The 15,299-nt window shown below is 59.7% G+C and carries 10 protein-coding genes; 5 read left to right on the top strand and 5 right to left on the bottom strand.

What is annotated here, in order from left to right:
• Positions 1-12: 12 nt before the first annotated feature.
• A complete protein-coding gene (locus tag L1A08_RS05590; RefSeq protein WP_238755152.1) occupies positions 13-348 on the bottom strand; it encodes a hypothetical protein in 336 nt (111 codons plus the stop codon).
• Between the two features lie 307 nt (positions 349-655).
• On the opposite strand from L1A08_RS05590, the gene L1A08_RS05585 reads away from it, so the two are divergent.
• Positions 656-2,077: a DUF58 domain-containing protein gene (locus L1A08_RS05585; RefSeq protein WP_238755150.1), complete on the top strand. Its 1,422-nt coding sequence runs from the start codon at positions 656-658 to the stop codon at positions 2,075-2,077.
• Positions 2,078-2,219: 142 nt separating this feature from the next.
• Here L1A08_RS05585 and L1A08_RS05580 read toward each other — a convergent pair whose 3' ends face one another.
• Positions 2,220-2,867, bottom strand: coding sequence for a D-sedoheptulose-7-phosphate isomerase (locus tag L1A08_RS05580; protein WP_238755148.1), 648 nt, complete (start codon positions 2,865-2,867; stop codon positions 2,220-2,222).
• 481 nt (positions 2,868-3,348) lie between these two features.
• Here L1A08_RS05580 and L1A08_RS05575 point away from each other — a divergent pair, with 481 nt between their 5' ends.
• Positions 3,349-3,846 (top strand): hypothetical protein, encoded by a 498-nt coding sequence (locus L1A08_RS05575; protein WP_238755146.1) that lies wholly within the window; start codon positions 3,349-3,351, stop codon positions 3,844-3,846.
• A gap of 89 nt (positions 3,847-3,935) precedes the next feature.
• Positions 3,936-4,412, top strand: coding sequence for a hypothetical protein (locus L1A08_RS05570; RefSeq protein WP_238755144.1), 477 nt, complete (start codon positions 3,936-3,938; stop codon positions 4,410-4,412).
• Positions 4,413-4,770: 358 nt separating this feature from the next.
• Here L1A08_RS05570 and L1A08_RS05565 read toward each other — a convergent pair whose 3' ends face one another.
• From L1A08_RS05565 to L1A08_RS05555, 3 genes are all read right to left on the bottom strand, one after another.
• A complete protein-coding gene (locus L1A08_RS05565; protein WP_238755142.1) occupies positions 4,771-6,060 on the bottom strand; it encodes a DUF1552 domain-containing protein in 1,290 nt (429 codons plus the stop codon).
• A gap of 33 nt (positions 6,061-6,093) precedes the next feature.
• Positions 6,094-8,484, bottom strand: coding sequence for a DUF1592 domain-containing protein (locus tag L1A08_RS05560; protein ID WP_238755140.1), 2,391 nt, complete (start codon positions 8,482-8,484; stop codon positions 6,094-6,096).
• A gap of 423 nt (positions 8,485-8,907) precedes the next feature.
• The gene (locus tag L1A08_RS05555) at positions 8,908-10,482 is read right to left on the bottom strand and encodes a sulfatase (RefSeq protein WP_238755138.1); all 1,575 of its coding nucleotides are present in this window, start codon (positions 10,480-10,482) and stop codon (positions 8,908-8,910) included.
• Between the two features lie 206 nt (positions 10,483-10,688).
• On the opposite strand from L1A08_RS05555, the gene L1A08_RS05550 reads away from it, so the two are divergent.
• Positions 10,689-11,156 (top strand): DUF1801 domain-containing protein, encoded by a 468-nt coding sequence (locus L1A08_RS05550; protein WP_238755136.1) that lies wholly within the window; start codon positions 10,689-10,691, stop codon positions 11,154-11,156.
• 31 nt (positions 11,157-11,187) lie between these two features.
• The gene (locus tag L1A08_RS05545; protein WP_238755134.1) at positions 11,188-15,246 is read left to right on the top strand and encodes a DUF1553 domain-containing protein; all 4,059 of its coding nucleotides are present in this window, start codon (positions 11,188-11,190) and stop codon (positions 15,244-15,246) included.
• The last annotated feature ends 53 nt before the right edge of the window (positions 15,247-15,299 follow it).

The following is a 15,299-nucleotide window of genomic DNA, read 5'->3' as shown; positions in this document are numbered from 1 at the left end:
GAGCGGCTCTCGTCAATCGCCGAGAATTTGCGGTTCGCCCGCTTCGCGTACGCGAACGCCTTCACTCTCCGATTCCTCTTCGCTGGAGGCGGCCTCGGGGGTCGGCGTCAGGCGGATGGGCGCATTCGGCGAAATGTTCATGATCAACACAATGAGCAGACCGAACACCATGAAAACGGCGATCACGGAGAGTAGACCGATGACAACGCGGTCCATTTGATTCTTCTTCGCCGGATCTTCGGGCACGAAGGGCGCCTGCGAGGTTCCATGCTTGCTACTGTCGGGCGGGAGGTTCCTCGGCGAGCCGGTCGATCGACCATATTCATCGCTGGCAAAAGGATTGCTCATCGGACTCATCAATCGCACAAGGCAACAACAAAGCATTAACGCGGGGGAAGAGTACGCCAATCACGTACGATCACAAAGAAAAGCCCGGGTGAGGTGGGCAGGCGGTCCTAATTATCCTACCGATCCTGATACGCTTTGCAAAACTTATTCTGCTCCAGATCCGACAATCTTGACGAACGCAAATCGCGGTGAAGATTTGGTTTGCATGAAGTTGGACCGCTGACTTTGCCCTCGACGGCAATTGTGCGAGAATGATTTCGCACTCCCGCTCCGGCGGGTTCGAACGACTCGACGTAGAATTGTGAACATGTCCGATCCGGTTGCGAATCCTCGGCAAACTCTCGTCGCCGCCTGGCTGGCGATGCTGGTGGCCATTCTGGTCCTGCTCTTCGAGTATTCGACCGGAACTCTCCAGCGGTTCCTTCCCTGGCCGTTGCTCTGGGGCACCTATCTCACTCTGCTCTTCAGTTCAATCTGGGGGATGAAGAGTCTGCTCGAATGGCAGTCCCCGGCGAAAGTCGATCCGACGCTTCGTCGAAACGGAACATCGCGAGCCCGCCGTAATGTCGTCACGCACAACCTGTGGAAGCTGCCGGTCGAGGGCCAGATGTATGTGCTCATGCTCATCATCATGCTGCTCGGGGCACTCTTCGGGAAGACGAACACCCTGATGCTGATGTTCGCGCTCATGGCCGGTCCATTCATCGTGAACGGCGGCGTAACCTTCGCCATGACACGGCGTCTGCTGATCAGTCGCAACATGCCGGAGCGGCTCATGGCCGGGGAGACGGTTTCCATCGACATCACACTCGAGAATCGAAAGCGGATTCTCTCGTCCTGCCTGCTCGCCATTGAAGACCGGATCATTGGTCCACGCGAGTTGCTGACGGGAAAGCTGATGTTCGCTCAGGTCCCGGCTCGTCAGTCCCGCACAGGCCGCTATCAGGCTCGCTTCATGCAGCGGGGACGATACCAGCTGGGCCCCGCACGCGTCGTCTCCCGATTCCCGCTCGGAATTGTGGAACGAGGTCTGCAAATCGAAGTGTACGACGACATTCTCGTGTATCCACGAATCGGCATCCTCGCCAACTGGTGGAAGAGCAGGCTCTCCGACGGACAGGAGACGAGCCGCATCGCTCAGGGACGATCGGGAGCCCATCACGACGAGTTCCATCGGATTCGCGAATATCGACCCGGCGACGAACTGCGTTCCATTCACTGGAAGACGACGGCTCGGCGGAATGAACTGATGGTTCGCGAGTACCGTCAGCATCGCGATCGCCGCATGCTGCTGATTCTCGATCTGGCTCCGCTGCCGAACGTCGATGAAGAGCACCAGCTGGAGGTCGTCGAGAACGCCGCCTCGCTGGCGACGACCATCGGCTGGGGACATATTCAGGAATGTGGGTCGCAGCACCTCGATCTGCTTTGCTTCGGGACGGCCCGCACGGAATGGCTGGGAATGTCTCACGGTCCGGATCTGCACGGCTGGCTCGATCAACTGGCCGAAGCCGAACCGGGCAAGGAATTCGCCGCCTCCACGATTCTGGAAGAAGCCAACCGTCGCCAGTCCGCGTTAACGCGCTGCGTGCTCGTCACGACCCGTCCCGAGACGGCTTACGGAGGGTCGGCTCAAAGCGGCGGTCGGGACGCACCCGCGGCGACGAACGTCATTGTCGTCGAAGCCGATCCTGCGAAAACAGCCGAGTACTTCACGAGAGACGTTTAGAGCATTTCCATGCTTCTCCTGCAGTCGTCTGCAGTCGAATTTTGAATTCGCTCCAGCATTCCGACGCACTTTCCCGACCGCGCATGGAAAAGCGGCGACGGAAGGAGAGAAAGCCGTCGCCGCTTCAAATCCGTTCGCTCGACTAAGCCGCCTTGCGGAGCGGCAGAGTCTGTGGAGCCGTCTGAGAGTCGTAGCGTCCAACGCTGTTGATACGAGCGTGGACATCGTTGAGCACCCAGTGGAAGGCCAGCAGGTGAGCAGTTTCCACCATGCCCATGTCGTCCAGCGGAATGTGCAATTCGTGCTGAGCCAGATCGCGAAGCTTGCCGCCGGTGTATCCGGTAATGCCCCAGGTGGTGAGACTGTGCTTGTTGGCCCAGTCGACCGCCTTGAGAATGTTGGCGCTGTTGCCACTTCCGCTGATCGAAATCAGCAGATCGCCGGGCGACGCGAAATTCTTCAGCTGTTCGACGAAGATCCGATCGAATCCTTCATCGTTCCCCCAGGCCAGAATGTAAGGGGTATTGTCGGTGAGGCTCATCACCTTCAGGCGTTTGACGTCGTCGTTCTCGAAATCCTTGGGATCCAGAGTACTTTTTCCGAGATCTTCGCAGAAGTGAGACGAATTCGACCCACTGCCGCCGTTGCCGCAGATAAACACCATCCGGCCCTCTTCATAGCAGCGATAGATATCGTCGCTAAGCTGGGCCACCGTAGTGGCATCAATCTGATTCAGCAATTCGCCAAAGCGACCGAGGTAGGCTTCGACGTTCAAGACTGTACCGAGCATAACTGCGACTCCTTCCGCAGCGGGGACCTGCAAACTGGCCCGATCGCCAGCATCGTGCCGCCAACTGGACCGCCAATCTCGCCGATTTCAACGAGGCAGGGGAATCTACCGACTTCGCCGTTCTCCGCCTAGTCGAATTTCCGACTTGAAAGATCGACAATCACGGGTGATTCCCAAATGCATCCGACCCCGCCAATCCAGACGATCTCTGCAGGCATGCAGGCCGGTTATCCCGTTTGGAGAAGTCGCGAAAGCAGGAGAAAGACTGTCGAACGCTCAATGGAAATGTTGCTGAAAAACGAGGGCGATTCTCCAATTATCCGACCGCTGGCTGCTGGTGTGATAGGTTTTCGTAGCGTCTGTTCAACTCGACTGTGTCGGGTTCGACGTCGCGGCTGACCACGCGGAGTTCCCGCCTGATTGTCGCCGCGACATTTCTGAGCTCGCTCAATCCCCTGTCCGGTATCGGAATGGAACGATTATGAATTCTGCAATCACACGACTTCTGGCTCTCGGGGTCACACTGTCCCTGGTCCCACACAGCGCTCAGGCCGGATCGCCCTTCCAGGCAGGTGCCGAGTGCTTTCAGGGTGCTTTGGGCGGCGGCCCCCCGATTCCGTCCGGTCCGGACCGTCTGACGGCGGCTCCGCCTCGCGGCACCATCGGCCGAACCTACAGTCTTCCGAGCCGCGACATTCCGGCCGACAAACATCCGCGGACCGCGATGCTCGACGTAATCGCTCCCGAAGCCATCAGCGTTCGCCTGGTCAATGTCTATGTGCATCGCGAAGAAGATGATGTCGACGGCTTCGAAGATGGTCGCCTGAAAGGGCTGTGGCGGTTCGAAACCCTGCCGCTGGTTCCGGGCAATCCCCACATTTACAAGGTGGTCTTCCGGTTCTCGGACGATCCACGGGCCCCTGAAGATGTCCGCTTCGTGCGACTGATCCCGGGACGGATTATCGAACTGACCTATTGATTAAACGTTTTCACCCCGGCATGATACTAAAGCTGGCGTTCCGGAGCGGATTGGCTCCTCCCCTGAAATCACACGAGAGGATTGAGATCATGAAATCGGTGTTGGCTGGGTTTCCGTTCCGGGTTGCAGCCTTGGTGGTGGCAGTTGCTGCCGCACTTGGCAATTGTTCCGCAGCTCACGCCGAGGACGACGACGGCCGTCTGTCGGCCATCGGTGGCCTTTCCGCGGCTCACATGTATACGACCTACATCGCCATCGGGGCAACGGCCGATGCCTTCGGCAACGATGTCTACGAGACGGAGCAGGTTCAGGACATCATGGGCGGTCTGGTCGGCATGATCGACACGCTCAAGAAGCAGCTGCTGCTGGTTCAGGAAAACTGCGACGATCCGTCGGACCAGAAGTACATCGACGAAACGATCCAGGTCTACAACCTGCTGCAGGAAGAAGCCCGTCAGCTGTCGACCTTCGCCAAGTCCCGCGACGTCTCCGACCACCGGGCCTACGAGAAAGCCCGCACAACAGTCTGGCCGCGCATAGAAAAACTGCTGGGGCTGGATGACTGATCGCTCTCCGAGTTGAACTCACCAACCGCTGCCGGACTCGTTCCCGCAGCGGTTTTTTCATTTCCAGAATCGACTTCGCACCCCGAAACGTCAGTGAGGGACCAACACGAACAGCCCTCGCTCACGCTTCGGGTTAGGATACGGCAAGGCACGCGATGGGTAGCCCCGGTTGATTCAACCGGGGTGGCGCAGCCAAAAGAGGTTGCAAGGGAATCGCTGAGGTTACCCAATGCGGCGGCCAAAACCTCCTGCCGACTTCGTCGGCCCCGGTAGCAGAGCAACCGGGGGTACCCGTTAAACGCTCCGCTCGAAGAATCGACTCCGCAACCCGAAACGTCAGTGAAGGACCAACACGAATCTACGCGGTTTCCAACCCGCGGATGCCGGCGGCTGTGCTGGAGCCGAAGGTGTCGGTTTCGATGCCCATCTGCTGAGCGAAGGTGACGAACAGATTCGCCAGCGGAGTGTTGTTCTGCGCGTCGTGAGCGACGTAGCCGTGATGCCGATACCCGCCGCCGGCGACGATGATCGGCAGATTGTGCCAGTCGTGAGCCGACGCGTTTCCGAGATTGGAGCCGAACAGGATCGACGTGCTGTCGAGCAGCGGCCGCCCTGCTTCGGTCAGGCCGCGGATCTTTGTGAGAAACTCGCCGAAGGCCATGAACTCGTGCTCTTCGATGATCTTGAGTTCCTCGATCTTCTCTTCGTCCTTCCCGTGATGGGACAGGTTATGCCAGTCCGTTGACACGCCCGGGATATTACTCGGCACGGCGTTCATGCCGCCGAGGGAGAATGTCATCACCCGAGTGGAGTCGGTCTGCAGGGCGAGTGCCATCATGTCATACATCAGACGCTGCTTGGCGAGGATATCCTGCTTATCGGCCACGTCCTGCGGCGGCTCGTAATTCACGGCCGGTTTGTCCCGCTTCGTCCACTGCTCGGTCTGTCCGATGCGTGTTTCAAGGCTGCGGACGGATGTCAGGTATTCATCGAGCTTGGCACGATCCTGCGGACCGAGCGTGCGATCGAGTTTCCGCGCCTGTCCGGCAACCGTGTCGAGGATGCTGCGCCCCCGTTCAAGTTCTCGAAGCTCGGCTTCGATCTCGCGCGGACTGCCGGTGATAAACAGCGTCTTGAAGAGTCGCGACGGCGACTGCTCGGCCGGGATACTGACTCCGTTGGCCGTCCAGGAAAGTGATTCTCCGTTCGTGCTGAGCGACAGATACGGCAACCGCGTCACGCCTCCGAGCCGTTCGGCCATCAGCTGGTCGAGTGAGACTGTGTTCTTGAACCCGGCCAGCCCCGGACGCTGGGCCGATGTCAGCCAGGTGAGCATTGAAGCGTGGCCGTTGTTCCCGTTCTGCTCTGGATGCGACAACCCCGAGAAAACCGTGAATCGATCCCGATGATCGGCCAGATGCTGCAGGTAAGGCGTGAGCGGATACTCCTTCCCTTCTGCCTCGGGGAACAGAGCCGGGGTGTGAAATCCCAGACTGCCGCAGACCGCGACAAAGCGATGCACGCCTTCCGGATTCGCCCGGCCGGTGGCTTGAGCGAAAGCCGGTTCCATCGCACTGAGAAACGGCAGAGCGACCGCCGCGCCGGTTCCCCGCAGAAAATGCCGCCGATCCAATACGCGTCGCTTCATGAAATCTATTCCTGTGGGAAGGCTTGAACACAACTACTTCTGCCGAAAGATCTCACTCTCAACGGCGGCATACAGCAGATCCTTCAGACCGTAATTGCTGGCCCGGGCCTGCTGCACGATGTTCTCAATGACCGGACGATCGGAGAAGCCCATTTCGCGGCCCGTGGCGAACGTCAACAGTTTGGTCACGAACGTTCTGGCGAGTATTTCATCATTCTCCGCCAGTTGATCGCGAAACTCCAGATAATTCTGAAAACGCGAGCCGTCCGAGAGCTCGCCCGAGCAGTCGACCGGCGGGCCGAGGCGATAACGAACCTTCCGCCCGTCAATCAGCACGTCCGGCCGCTCTCCGTCGCCCAGGGAACGATATCGTTCCCGGTAGCCGCCCACCGGATTGAACGCCTCCAGCGCGAAGCCGGGGGGATCGATCTTCTCGTGACAGGCTTTACAGCTGTCGAGATCACGGTGCTTATCCAGCAAAGCCCGCAGGGTTTCCGCTCCGCGAATATCGGGTTCGACTCCCGGAATACCCGGCGGAGGGGGTTGAGGCACAGTGCCGAGAATCCGTTCGGTGACCCAGACACCCCGGACGACCGGTGAGGAATTGGTTCCATTCGCGGTCACTTTCAGAATGCTCGCCTGTGTGAGCAGTCCCCCGCGCAGATGTCCGGCTGGGAGAGAGACCTTGCGAATCTGCGCTCCATCGACCGGTGGCAGTTCGTAATGACTGGCCAGCCGCGAGTTCAGCATGGCGAAGTCCGACTTCACCAGATTGCAAGCCGGCAGATTGGAAATGATCAACTCGCGTAGAAACGCTTCTGTCTCCAGCGGCATCGAATAGCGGAGGAACTCGTCGTATTCGGGAAAAAGGGTTTGATCGGGAGCCGTGAAGTCCATCTCCCGCAGATTCAGCCAGGACTCCGTGAAGTCGGTCAGAAAGCGGCCGAATCGCTCGTCGTTGAGCAGCCGATCGACCTCTGCCCGTAACCCGCCTGGTCGTGAGAGTTGGTTCGCATCCGCTTTGGCAAGCAACTTGTCGTCCGGCGAGCTGCGAGTCAGGAAGTAGGACAGGCGACTTGCCAGCGCATAATCATCCAGCGTTCCGGCCGGCTCGACCAGATAGAGGAACTCCGGCGAGGTGAAGACAGCCGTCACGGCCGTTCGCAGAGCATCTTCGATTTCGCTGCCACGTTCACGTTCTGCCTGATACAGCTCCAGATAGGGGAGCAGATCCTCCGAACGGGCCGGTCGACGGAAGGCCGCTGTGGCAACTCGTTCCAGCGAACGCCGCACATCGGCGGTTTCATCGTTCGAGCTGACCGTAAACGTCGGACGATAGTAGGTCCGTTCCCGATCGCGGGGATTGCGGGGCGGAATCTCTTCGCGGCTCAGGCCATCGAAAATCAGCCGATGTCCCCGCGACGGAAACTCGTCAACCAGTGGCCCTTCCATGACGACCGAATGAATCGCCAGACCGGGGCCGGTGTAGCCGTCGATCTTGTCCCGTTTGTAGCGATCGGGATCGTTGATGCCGTAGGGCTCGATCTGAATCATGTAGTTGTTTTCGATCCACGTCGTGAACTCGATCGACTGCGGCGACTGCTCGGGCGAACCCGGCTTGAACGAGTAGAAACCGAAGATCGGCTTGTCGGAACCTCGCGCAAACGAGGTTCCTCCGACCGAGAACCCGATCGGCTGCTCCGATTGATAGGCGTAGCCGTTCACGCGAACGCGATAGTAGCCCGGATTGCGAACGTTGGTCCCGCGCAGCATCCCCGTCGGATAGCCGCCTCCGGCGAAGCGAACGACCGAGTCATCGGCCAGCTGTTTCCAGACCTTGCCGATGAACTGATCCCCTTCGCGGGAGCCGAGATAGCTTGCCTCGATGAGATTCGCTTCCGGGCGTTCGACCGTGCTGGCGATCGCCGAGTCAAGCACAACGGAAGCCGCGTCCATGTAGCTTTGCAGATGAATCATCGACAGTCCAAGCGCGGAACCGACATTATCGAACTCGTGCGAACGCCCGTCTTCCGGCAGCATCGCCTCCAGATTGAGGTTTGTCCCGAACAGGTCGTTCATCGTGTTCTCGTACTCACGACGATTCAGCCGCCGCAGCACGGTGCCCCGTTCGGCCTGATGGGCGGTCGTGAGACGCTGATTCAGCTGAGCGAGAAACCTCTGCTTCTCGGTCGCGGCAGGCTGCTCGGCATCAGCGGGCGGCATCTCACCGGAGTCGATCCGGTCGTACAGCCGTTCCCAGATCGCGAAGCCAGCGGCTGACTTGAGATCCTGATCCAGACTCGAGAGTTGAAATCCGCCCTCTGCCGATTCACCCGTATGACAGTCGGCACAATAACGGGTGACAAAGGCATCCGCCGCAGTTGCTGGACGACCGGAAAAGAGGGTCAGCGAAACCGCGAGCATCGCAGCTGCAGCAAGACACCCGACACGACCTGAAAGCGCACGATCGACCACGCCACGACCCTGAAAAAAGAAGACACCCGAGAAAACGGGAGCATTCGCCTCCGTCTACGGAGAAACCGCCGGACTGCCGCAGAACGGCGTCCTCAGTGTCCAGAAAGTCGAATCAACTTGCAAGGAGATTCTGATGGGAGGATTTCATGAAACTCCTGCCCTGTGGCTGCCCTGCCAGCAGGGGTGGCCCCGAAAGAATCTTTCGGGGCGGCGCAGCGGTATTTGACGTCTAATCAAAGTGACGATGTAGTCACCCGGAAGGCAGGCTGCAAGTTGAGGCAGGCGGAAGGTGCATTCTCCCACGGCTTCGCCGCCCTGATAGCGGAGCTATCAGGTCCACCCTCGTTCGTCTCTTGACCTCAAGGGGTCCCATTACTTCTTCTCATCCCACCAGCCGCCGCGGGGGGTGAAGTCGGGTTTCAGGTAGCGGGCGTGTTCACGTTCGCGGTTGGGGACATCCTTCTCCTTCAGGTTCTGCATTGAACGGGCGTCGGCGGCTTCGTTGTAGTTCTGATTGCGGGTCGGGTAGCTGGCGTCGACGTCTTTCTGCCACTCCTTCAGGTCGGCCAGCATCGTTTTGACGCGATCCGGGTGCTTCTCGGAAAGATCGTTCTGCTCGCCGATGTCTTCGGCTACGTTGTAGAGTTCGTTGCGGTCGTCTTCGAAGTAATGGATCAGCTTCCAGTCGCCCTGCATGAGGATCGACGAAGGCTCGCCCCCCTGGTTGCCGTAATGCGGGTAATGCCAGAAGAGCGAACGCTCCTTCTCGCCGTTCCCCTTGAGGACCGGCACGAGGCTGATGCCGTCTTTGTGCTGATCCGGTTTGAGGGGGATGCCGGCGATATCGAGGATCGTCGGGTAGAAGTCCATCCCGGTGGCAAGTTGGTCGGTCGTGCCGCCGCTGGTGACGCCGGGCCAGTGAATATAGTACGGCTGCCGGATGCCCCCTTCCCACTGTCGTCCCTTGCCGCCCCGCATTGGCAGGCAGCTCGTGGCGAAGCCATCGCCGGAGGAAACGCCGCCGTTGTCGGAGGTGAAGATGACGACCGTGTTCTTCGCGGCTCCGCTTTCTTCCAGAGCGGTCAGCACCTGCCCGACGGCGTCATCGAGAGCGGCCATCATGCCGGCATAAACCGGGTGGTCCTGCACCTGGCGGACTTCTTTGGTGCGATCGATCAGAAACCGCGGCTCGGTGCGTGTTGTCAGGCCCATCTCTTCAGCTTTGGCCTGGAACTTCTCGAATCGCTCGCGGCTGCACTGAATCGGAGCGTGCACGGAGTAGAACGACAGCATCGCGAAGAACGGCTGATCGGCGGCGGCCTGATCGCGAACGAAGTTGGCCGTTTCCTTTCCGAGCCGCTGCGGCAACTCGGTGCCGGGGGGATCGTCGCTCAGTTTCGGATTCCGGTACGGAGCATGAAAACCGCCGGGAGGGGTGCCGAAGTGGAAGCCTCCCTGATTGATATCGTAACCCTGATCGCTCGGCGTGTAGCCTTCTCCCCCCAGATGCCATTTCCCGGCGAAGAAAGTCTTGTAGCCATGTTCCTTGAGAGCCTCGGCAATCGTCACTTCCGACAGCGGCAGTTCCGGCTCATACTCGGCCGGCATCAGTTTCGTGTTCCGTTTCCATTTGTCCGGCTGATTCTGCCGCCCGACGGCGATGTAATCGGTGATCTTCACCCGAGCCGGCGTCTTACCCGTCTGAATGGCGGCTCGTGAAGGACTGCAGACCTGGCAGGCCGAATAGCCGCGTTCAAACCGCAGCGATTTCTCGGCAATGCTGTCGATGTGCGGCGTCTCGTAGAACTCGCTCCCCTCGATGCTCATGTCTTCCTTGCCGAGATCGTCGACGAGAATGAAGACAAAGTTCGGCTTCTCAGCTGCGGAAAGGGGAAGCGTAACGAGGAGGGACAGCAGGCCGGCGGCCAGTCTCAGATGTTTCAGCATGACATTCGCTCACAATGAGGCAGTTGAAAACGATCGGCAACAGTTGATGCGATCACCGTAACGGAAACCGGGCCGTTCGTCGAGTAGAACGCTTCGCAGGTTCGCGCGGATGTTCAGATGGCCCTTGACTGATCAACGCTCATGGATTTCAATGAAACCGCCCGACCCGGCGGGTAATGACTCCCTCCGCCAGAATCTCCTCGCCGATGCAATCCGCCGCCGCCACAGTCGATGACTATCTGAACGAACTGCCCGAAGAACGTCGGCAGGTTGTGGCGAAGATCCATCAAACGATCACCGAGGCTCTGCCGGACGGGTTCGATGTGCAGATGGCCTATGGCATGATCGGCTACGTGGTCCCGCATGCGCTCTACCCGAGTGGATACCACTGTGCCCCGAAACAACCGTTGCCGTTTATGTCGCTGGCGAACCAAAAGCGGCACATCGGTCTGTACCACATGGGACTATACGAGGGCGGAAAACTCCACGACTGGTTCGTGGCCGAGTACCCGAAACAGTGTCGCACGAAGCTCGACATGGGCAAGTGCTGCGTCCGCCTGAAGAAAGTCGACGACATCCCGTACGAGCTGATCTCCGACCTTGCCGGAAAGATAACGGCCCAGGAGTGGATCAGCATCTACGAGTCCTCCCTGAAACAACCGAGAACCAGATGACCTGCCCCACGGGTCTCAGATTGGTTATGCGATGAATCCTACACCCTCTTCACTCCGATTGCTCCTGGCCGTATTCTCCGCACTGCTGTGGACCTCTCCGGTCTTTGCGACGGAAATTCCGGCCGAACAGATCGAGTTCTTCGAAGCGAAGATCCGCCCGGTTCTGGTGGAACACTGCTACGAGTGTCACAACTCGCTCGACGCCGCGGAAGGCGGGCTGGCCGTCGACTTTCGCACCGCGATTCTGAAAGGCGGCGATGGCGGCACGATTATCGAGCCGGGCAAACCGGAAGCGAGTCGTCTGTTGCCGATCCTCCGGCATGAAGTCGAAGGGCTCGAAATGCCGTCGAGCGGTCCCAAACTCTCCGACGAAGTGATCGCCGACTTTGAGAAGTGGATCTCACTCGGCGCGCCCGATCCCCGATCGGAGAAGCCGACCGCCGAATCACTGGCCGAAGCTACTTCCTGGGAAGCGGTTCGCGAACGCCGCCGCCAGTGGTGGAGTTTCCAGCCGATTACGACTCCCGAGATTCCTGCTGTCGAGAATGATCAATGGTCGGCCCACCCGGTCGATCGTTTCATTCTGCAGAAGCTCGAAGCTGAGGGACTTGAACCGGCTCCCCCGGCGAAGCCGACTGTGCTTGTCCGCCGACTCTACTTCACATTGATCGGTCTGCCTCCCTCGCCGGATGAAGTCGAATACTGGAGTGGACGTCTGGCCGAGGCTTCGGCAACGGAACGAGATGCGGTGACCGGCGAACTGATCGACGAACTGCTGGCTCGTCCCGCATTTGGCGAACGATGGGCCCGGCACTGGATGGACTGGATTCGCTACGCCGAATCGCACGGCTCCGAAGGCGACCCGGCCATTCCCGATGCCTGGCGGTATCGCGACTATCTCATTCGTGCTCTGAATGCCGATGTGCCGTATGACCAGCTGGTTCGCGAGCACATTGCCGGGGACCTGCTCGACGAACCCCGCATCAACAAAGAGCTGGCGATCAACGAATCGGCGATCGGTCCGGCTCACTGGCGGATGGTCTTCCATGGTTTCTCGCCGACCGATGCCCTCGATGAGCGAGTTCGTTTCACCGACGATCAGATCAACGTCTTCAGCAAGGCGTTTCTCGGACTGACCGTCTCCTGTGCCCGCTGTCACGATCACAAATTCGATCCGATTTCTCAGGCCGACTACTACGCCCTGTTCGGCATTCTCAGTTCCTGTCGTCCGGGCCGAACGGTCATCGATCTTCCGGAAGAACGTCAGGCGGTGCGGGAACAACTCGACGAGTTGAAGTCTCAGATTCAGCAGTCGCTGTCGACCGAATGGACCGCCTCGCTGGAGAACCTGGCGGAGCGGCTGCAAACCGCAAAGAAGCCGGCGGGGCCGAACGATCTGCTTTCGCCGTGGTTCGAACTGCAGTCGGCGAAGTCGCCCGAAGAGTTCACCAGCCGCTGGCAGGACCTGAAAACAAAGCACGCCTCGAAGCCTGAGCCTTCGCAGTCCGCCCTCGCAACATGGGATCTCTCCAGGAAGGATGATTACAAGCAATGGTTCCCGGGCCCGGATACGCTTCCCGAGCAGCCGCAGCCTGCGGGTTCATTCGCGATCGCGACATCGGGGAATAAGATCCTGAAAGGCATCTACCCGGGTGGAGTTTATTCGCATCTCCACTCCGATCGGGAAGCGGCTCGGCTGACGTCGCCCGATGTGGATCTGACGGAGAAGCATCAGCTGTGGGTCCGCGCTCGCGGCGACGGAAAGTCGACCGTGCGGTTTGCCGTGCAGAATTATCCCCGCCGTGGGAACCTCTTTCCTGTGCAGGAGATTAAGTCGGACTGGACGTGGCATCGCTTCGACCTGTCTTACTGGACTGGCGACCTGGTGCACGTTGAACTCGTGACCGCACTCGATGCTCCTCTGCTGGTGAAGGATGAACAACGCTCCTGGTTCGGTGTGCAGGAAGTTCGCGTGCTGCCCGTCGATGCACCGGCTCCGACCTCGCCGGCGGTCTGGTTGAGTCCGCTGTTCGAAGCGGCTGAGGCTGCTCCGCAATCGACAGACGATCTCGTCGCTCTTTATCAGAAGACGATTCGCACGGCGATTCGCGACTGGCAGAACGGTTCGCTGACCGATGCCCAGGCCGAGTTTCTTGATCGATGTCTCTCCTCCGGATTGCTCAGCAATCAGGCGAGTGACGCTTCGGCGCTGAAGCCGTTGGTCGACAGGTACCGACAGGTCGAACAGCAACTGAAGACGCCGACTCGCGTCCCGGGACTCGATGAGACGCAGGGCAAAGACCAGCCGCTGTTCGTTCGCGGGAACCACAAGCAGCCCGCCGAAGTGATTCCCCGGCGGTTTCTGGAAGTTGTCGACGCAGCTCCCTACGACTCGGAACTCAGTGGCCGCCGGCAACTCGCCGAGGATGTGCTGCGCGAGGACAACCCGCTCACACGGCGGGTCATTGCCAATCGTCTCTGGGTGCATCTGTTCGGGCACGGCCTCGTCGGCACACCAGACAATTTCGGGCGTCTCGGACAGGAGCCGTCGCATCCGAAGCTGCTCGACTGGCTGGCGATCGAGATGAGCAACCGGAACTGGTCGATCAAAGATATGATTCGGCTGCTGGTCACCTCGAAAACCTGGCAGCTCTCTTCGAAGCCGGATGAACTGGCGATGGCCGCGGATCCGGACAACAAATGGCTTTCGCACGCCCACGTTCGACGGCTCGAAGCCGAGGCGATTCGCGACTCGATGCTCTCCGCTTCGGGCACATTGCAGGATCAGTTGTATGGCCCACCGGTCGGAGGCAACGCTCCCCGTCGCAGCGTTTACGTTCAGGTGATTCGCAATCGGCTCGATCCGTTCCTGCGATCGTTCGATTTCCCGGAGCCATTCAGCGCGACCGGCCGCCGGAGTGCGACCAATGTCCCTGCGCAATCGCTCATGCTGATGAACGACAGCCAGATCCGGGCAGCCGCGACGAACTGGAGCAGTCAGGTTCTGAAGCAGAACGATGTCAGCAAAGAAGACCGGATCCATCAGATGTTCCTGACCGCCTTCGGACGAAAGGCAAAGCCTGCCGAGATCGACCGCATTCAGGCATTCCTGCAGACTTCCTCGGCAACCCGCGAGCAGTTGCGTGAACAATACGATCAGAAGCAGCAGGAGCTCGCCGGTTATCAGAGCGGCATCCAGAACATTCTGGGGCCCGTGCGGCATCAACTTGAGTTGGCTCATGGGGGGCTCGATACCTCGATCGCCAAAACCGTTGTGCAGCCGCTGGCCCGCTGGGACTTTGTCGACGGCATGGAAGATGGCATCCATCGTCTCGCCGCCCGGTCTCATGGAGACGTGTCCGTTTCCGAGGAAGCGCTGGTGGTTAAACGGGGCGGCTACGTCACAACCGATCCCCTGCCGTGGACGATTCACGAAAAGACACTGGAGGCCTGGGTCCAGCTCGATCATTTCAATCAACGAGGCGCCGGCGTGATCACACTGCAGTCGCCCAACGGTCGCTATTTCGATTCGATCGTCTTCGGGGAACGGGCTCCGGAAGAATGGCTGGCCGGCAGTGATCACGGCGTTCGTTCTCAAATCTTCCAGGGACCCGCCGAGAAGGACGCGGTCAGCCGTCCGGTGCATGTCGCGATCGCCTATCACGCGGACGGCACCATTCAGGCTTACCGCGATGGCGAGCCGTACGGCAACGCCTACAAGAGCAACGGACCGTTCGAATTCAAAGCGGGCGAGTGCATCGTTTCGTTCGGCGTGCGGCATCTTCCTGCGGGAGGCAATCGCATGCTGTCCGGTCGGATTCTGCGGGCCCGGCTGTACGATCAGGCCCTGACCGCCGAGCAGGTTCAGGGCAGTTTCCGAGCAGCGCCGACGGCGATTACCGAGAGCGAAGTTCGTGAAGCCCTGACGGCTGCTCAACGGGAGACGCTGCAGCAGCTCGAAACGAAGGTCAGTCAACTGGAGCAGACTCTCGAACAAATGGGGCCTGCTCCCGAAACCGGAGAAGCCGCCGCGTGGGCCGATCTGGCGCAGGCGCTGTTCACATTCCAGGAATTCATTTACTTGCGGTAGTCCTCGCGAACGACCACGGGTTCCGTTGCTGGCTGGCCCGGCAATGCTCAGAC

This window comes from Rubinisphaera margarita, from assembly GCF_022267515.1.
Taxonomy (GTDB): Bacteria; Planctomycetota; Planctomycetia; order Planctomycetales; family Planctomycetaceae; genus Rubinisphaera; species Rubinisphaera margarita.
The sequence above is the reverse complement of the archived record's forward strand: the minus strand, read 5'-3'. Positions and strand labels throughout refer to the sequence as shown.

Excerpts from the sequence above, each read along its gene's own strand:
- L1A08_RS05555 (WP_238755138.1), bottom strand. The coding sequence starts at position 10,482 with ATGCTGAAACATCTGAGACTGGCCGCCGGCCTGCTGTCCCTCCTCGTT.
- L1A08_RS05580 (WP_238755148.1), bottom strand. The coding sequence starts at position 2,867 with ATGCTCGGTACAGTCTTGAACGTCGAAGCCTACCTCGGTCGCTTTGGC.
- L1A08_RS05575 (WP_238755146.1), top strand. The coding sequence starts at position 3,349 with ATGAATTCTGCAATCACACGACTTCTGGCTCTCGGGGTCACACTGTCC.
- L1A08_RS05565 (WP_238755142.1), bottom strand. The coding sequence starts at position 6,060 with ATGAAGCGACGCGTATTGGATCGGCGGCATTTTCTGCGGGGAACCGGC.
- L1A08_RS05585 (WP_238755150.1), top strand. The coding sequence starts at position 656 with ATGTCCGATCCGGTTGCGAATCCTCGGCAAACTCTCGTCGCCGCCTGG.
- L1A08_RS05550 (WP_238755136.1), top strand. The coding sequence starts at position 10,689 with ATGCAATCCGCCGCCGCCACAGTCGATGACTATCTGAACGAACTGCCC.
- L1A08_RS05545 (WP_238755134.1), top strand. The coding sequence starts at position 11,188 with ATGAATCCTACACCCTCTTCACTCCGATTGCTCCTGGCCGTATTCTCC.
- L1A08_RS05570 (WP_238755144.1), top strand. The coding sequence starts at position 3,936 with ATGAAATCGGTGTTGGCTGGGTTTCCGTTCCGGGTTGCAGCCTTGGTG.
- L1A08_RS05590 (WP_238755152.1), bottom strand. The coding sequence starts at position 348 with ATGAGCAATCCTTTTGCCAGCGATGAATATGGTCGATCGACCGGCTCG.
- L1A08_RS05560 (WP_238755140.1), bottom strand. The coding sequence starts at position 8,484 with ATGCTCGCGGTTTCGCTGACCCTCTTTTCCGGTCGTCCAGCAACTGCG.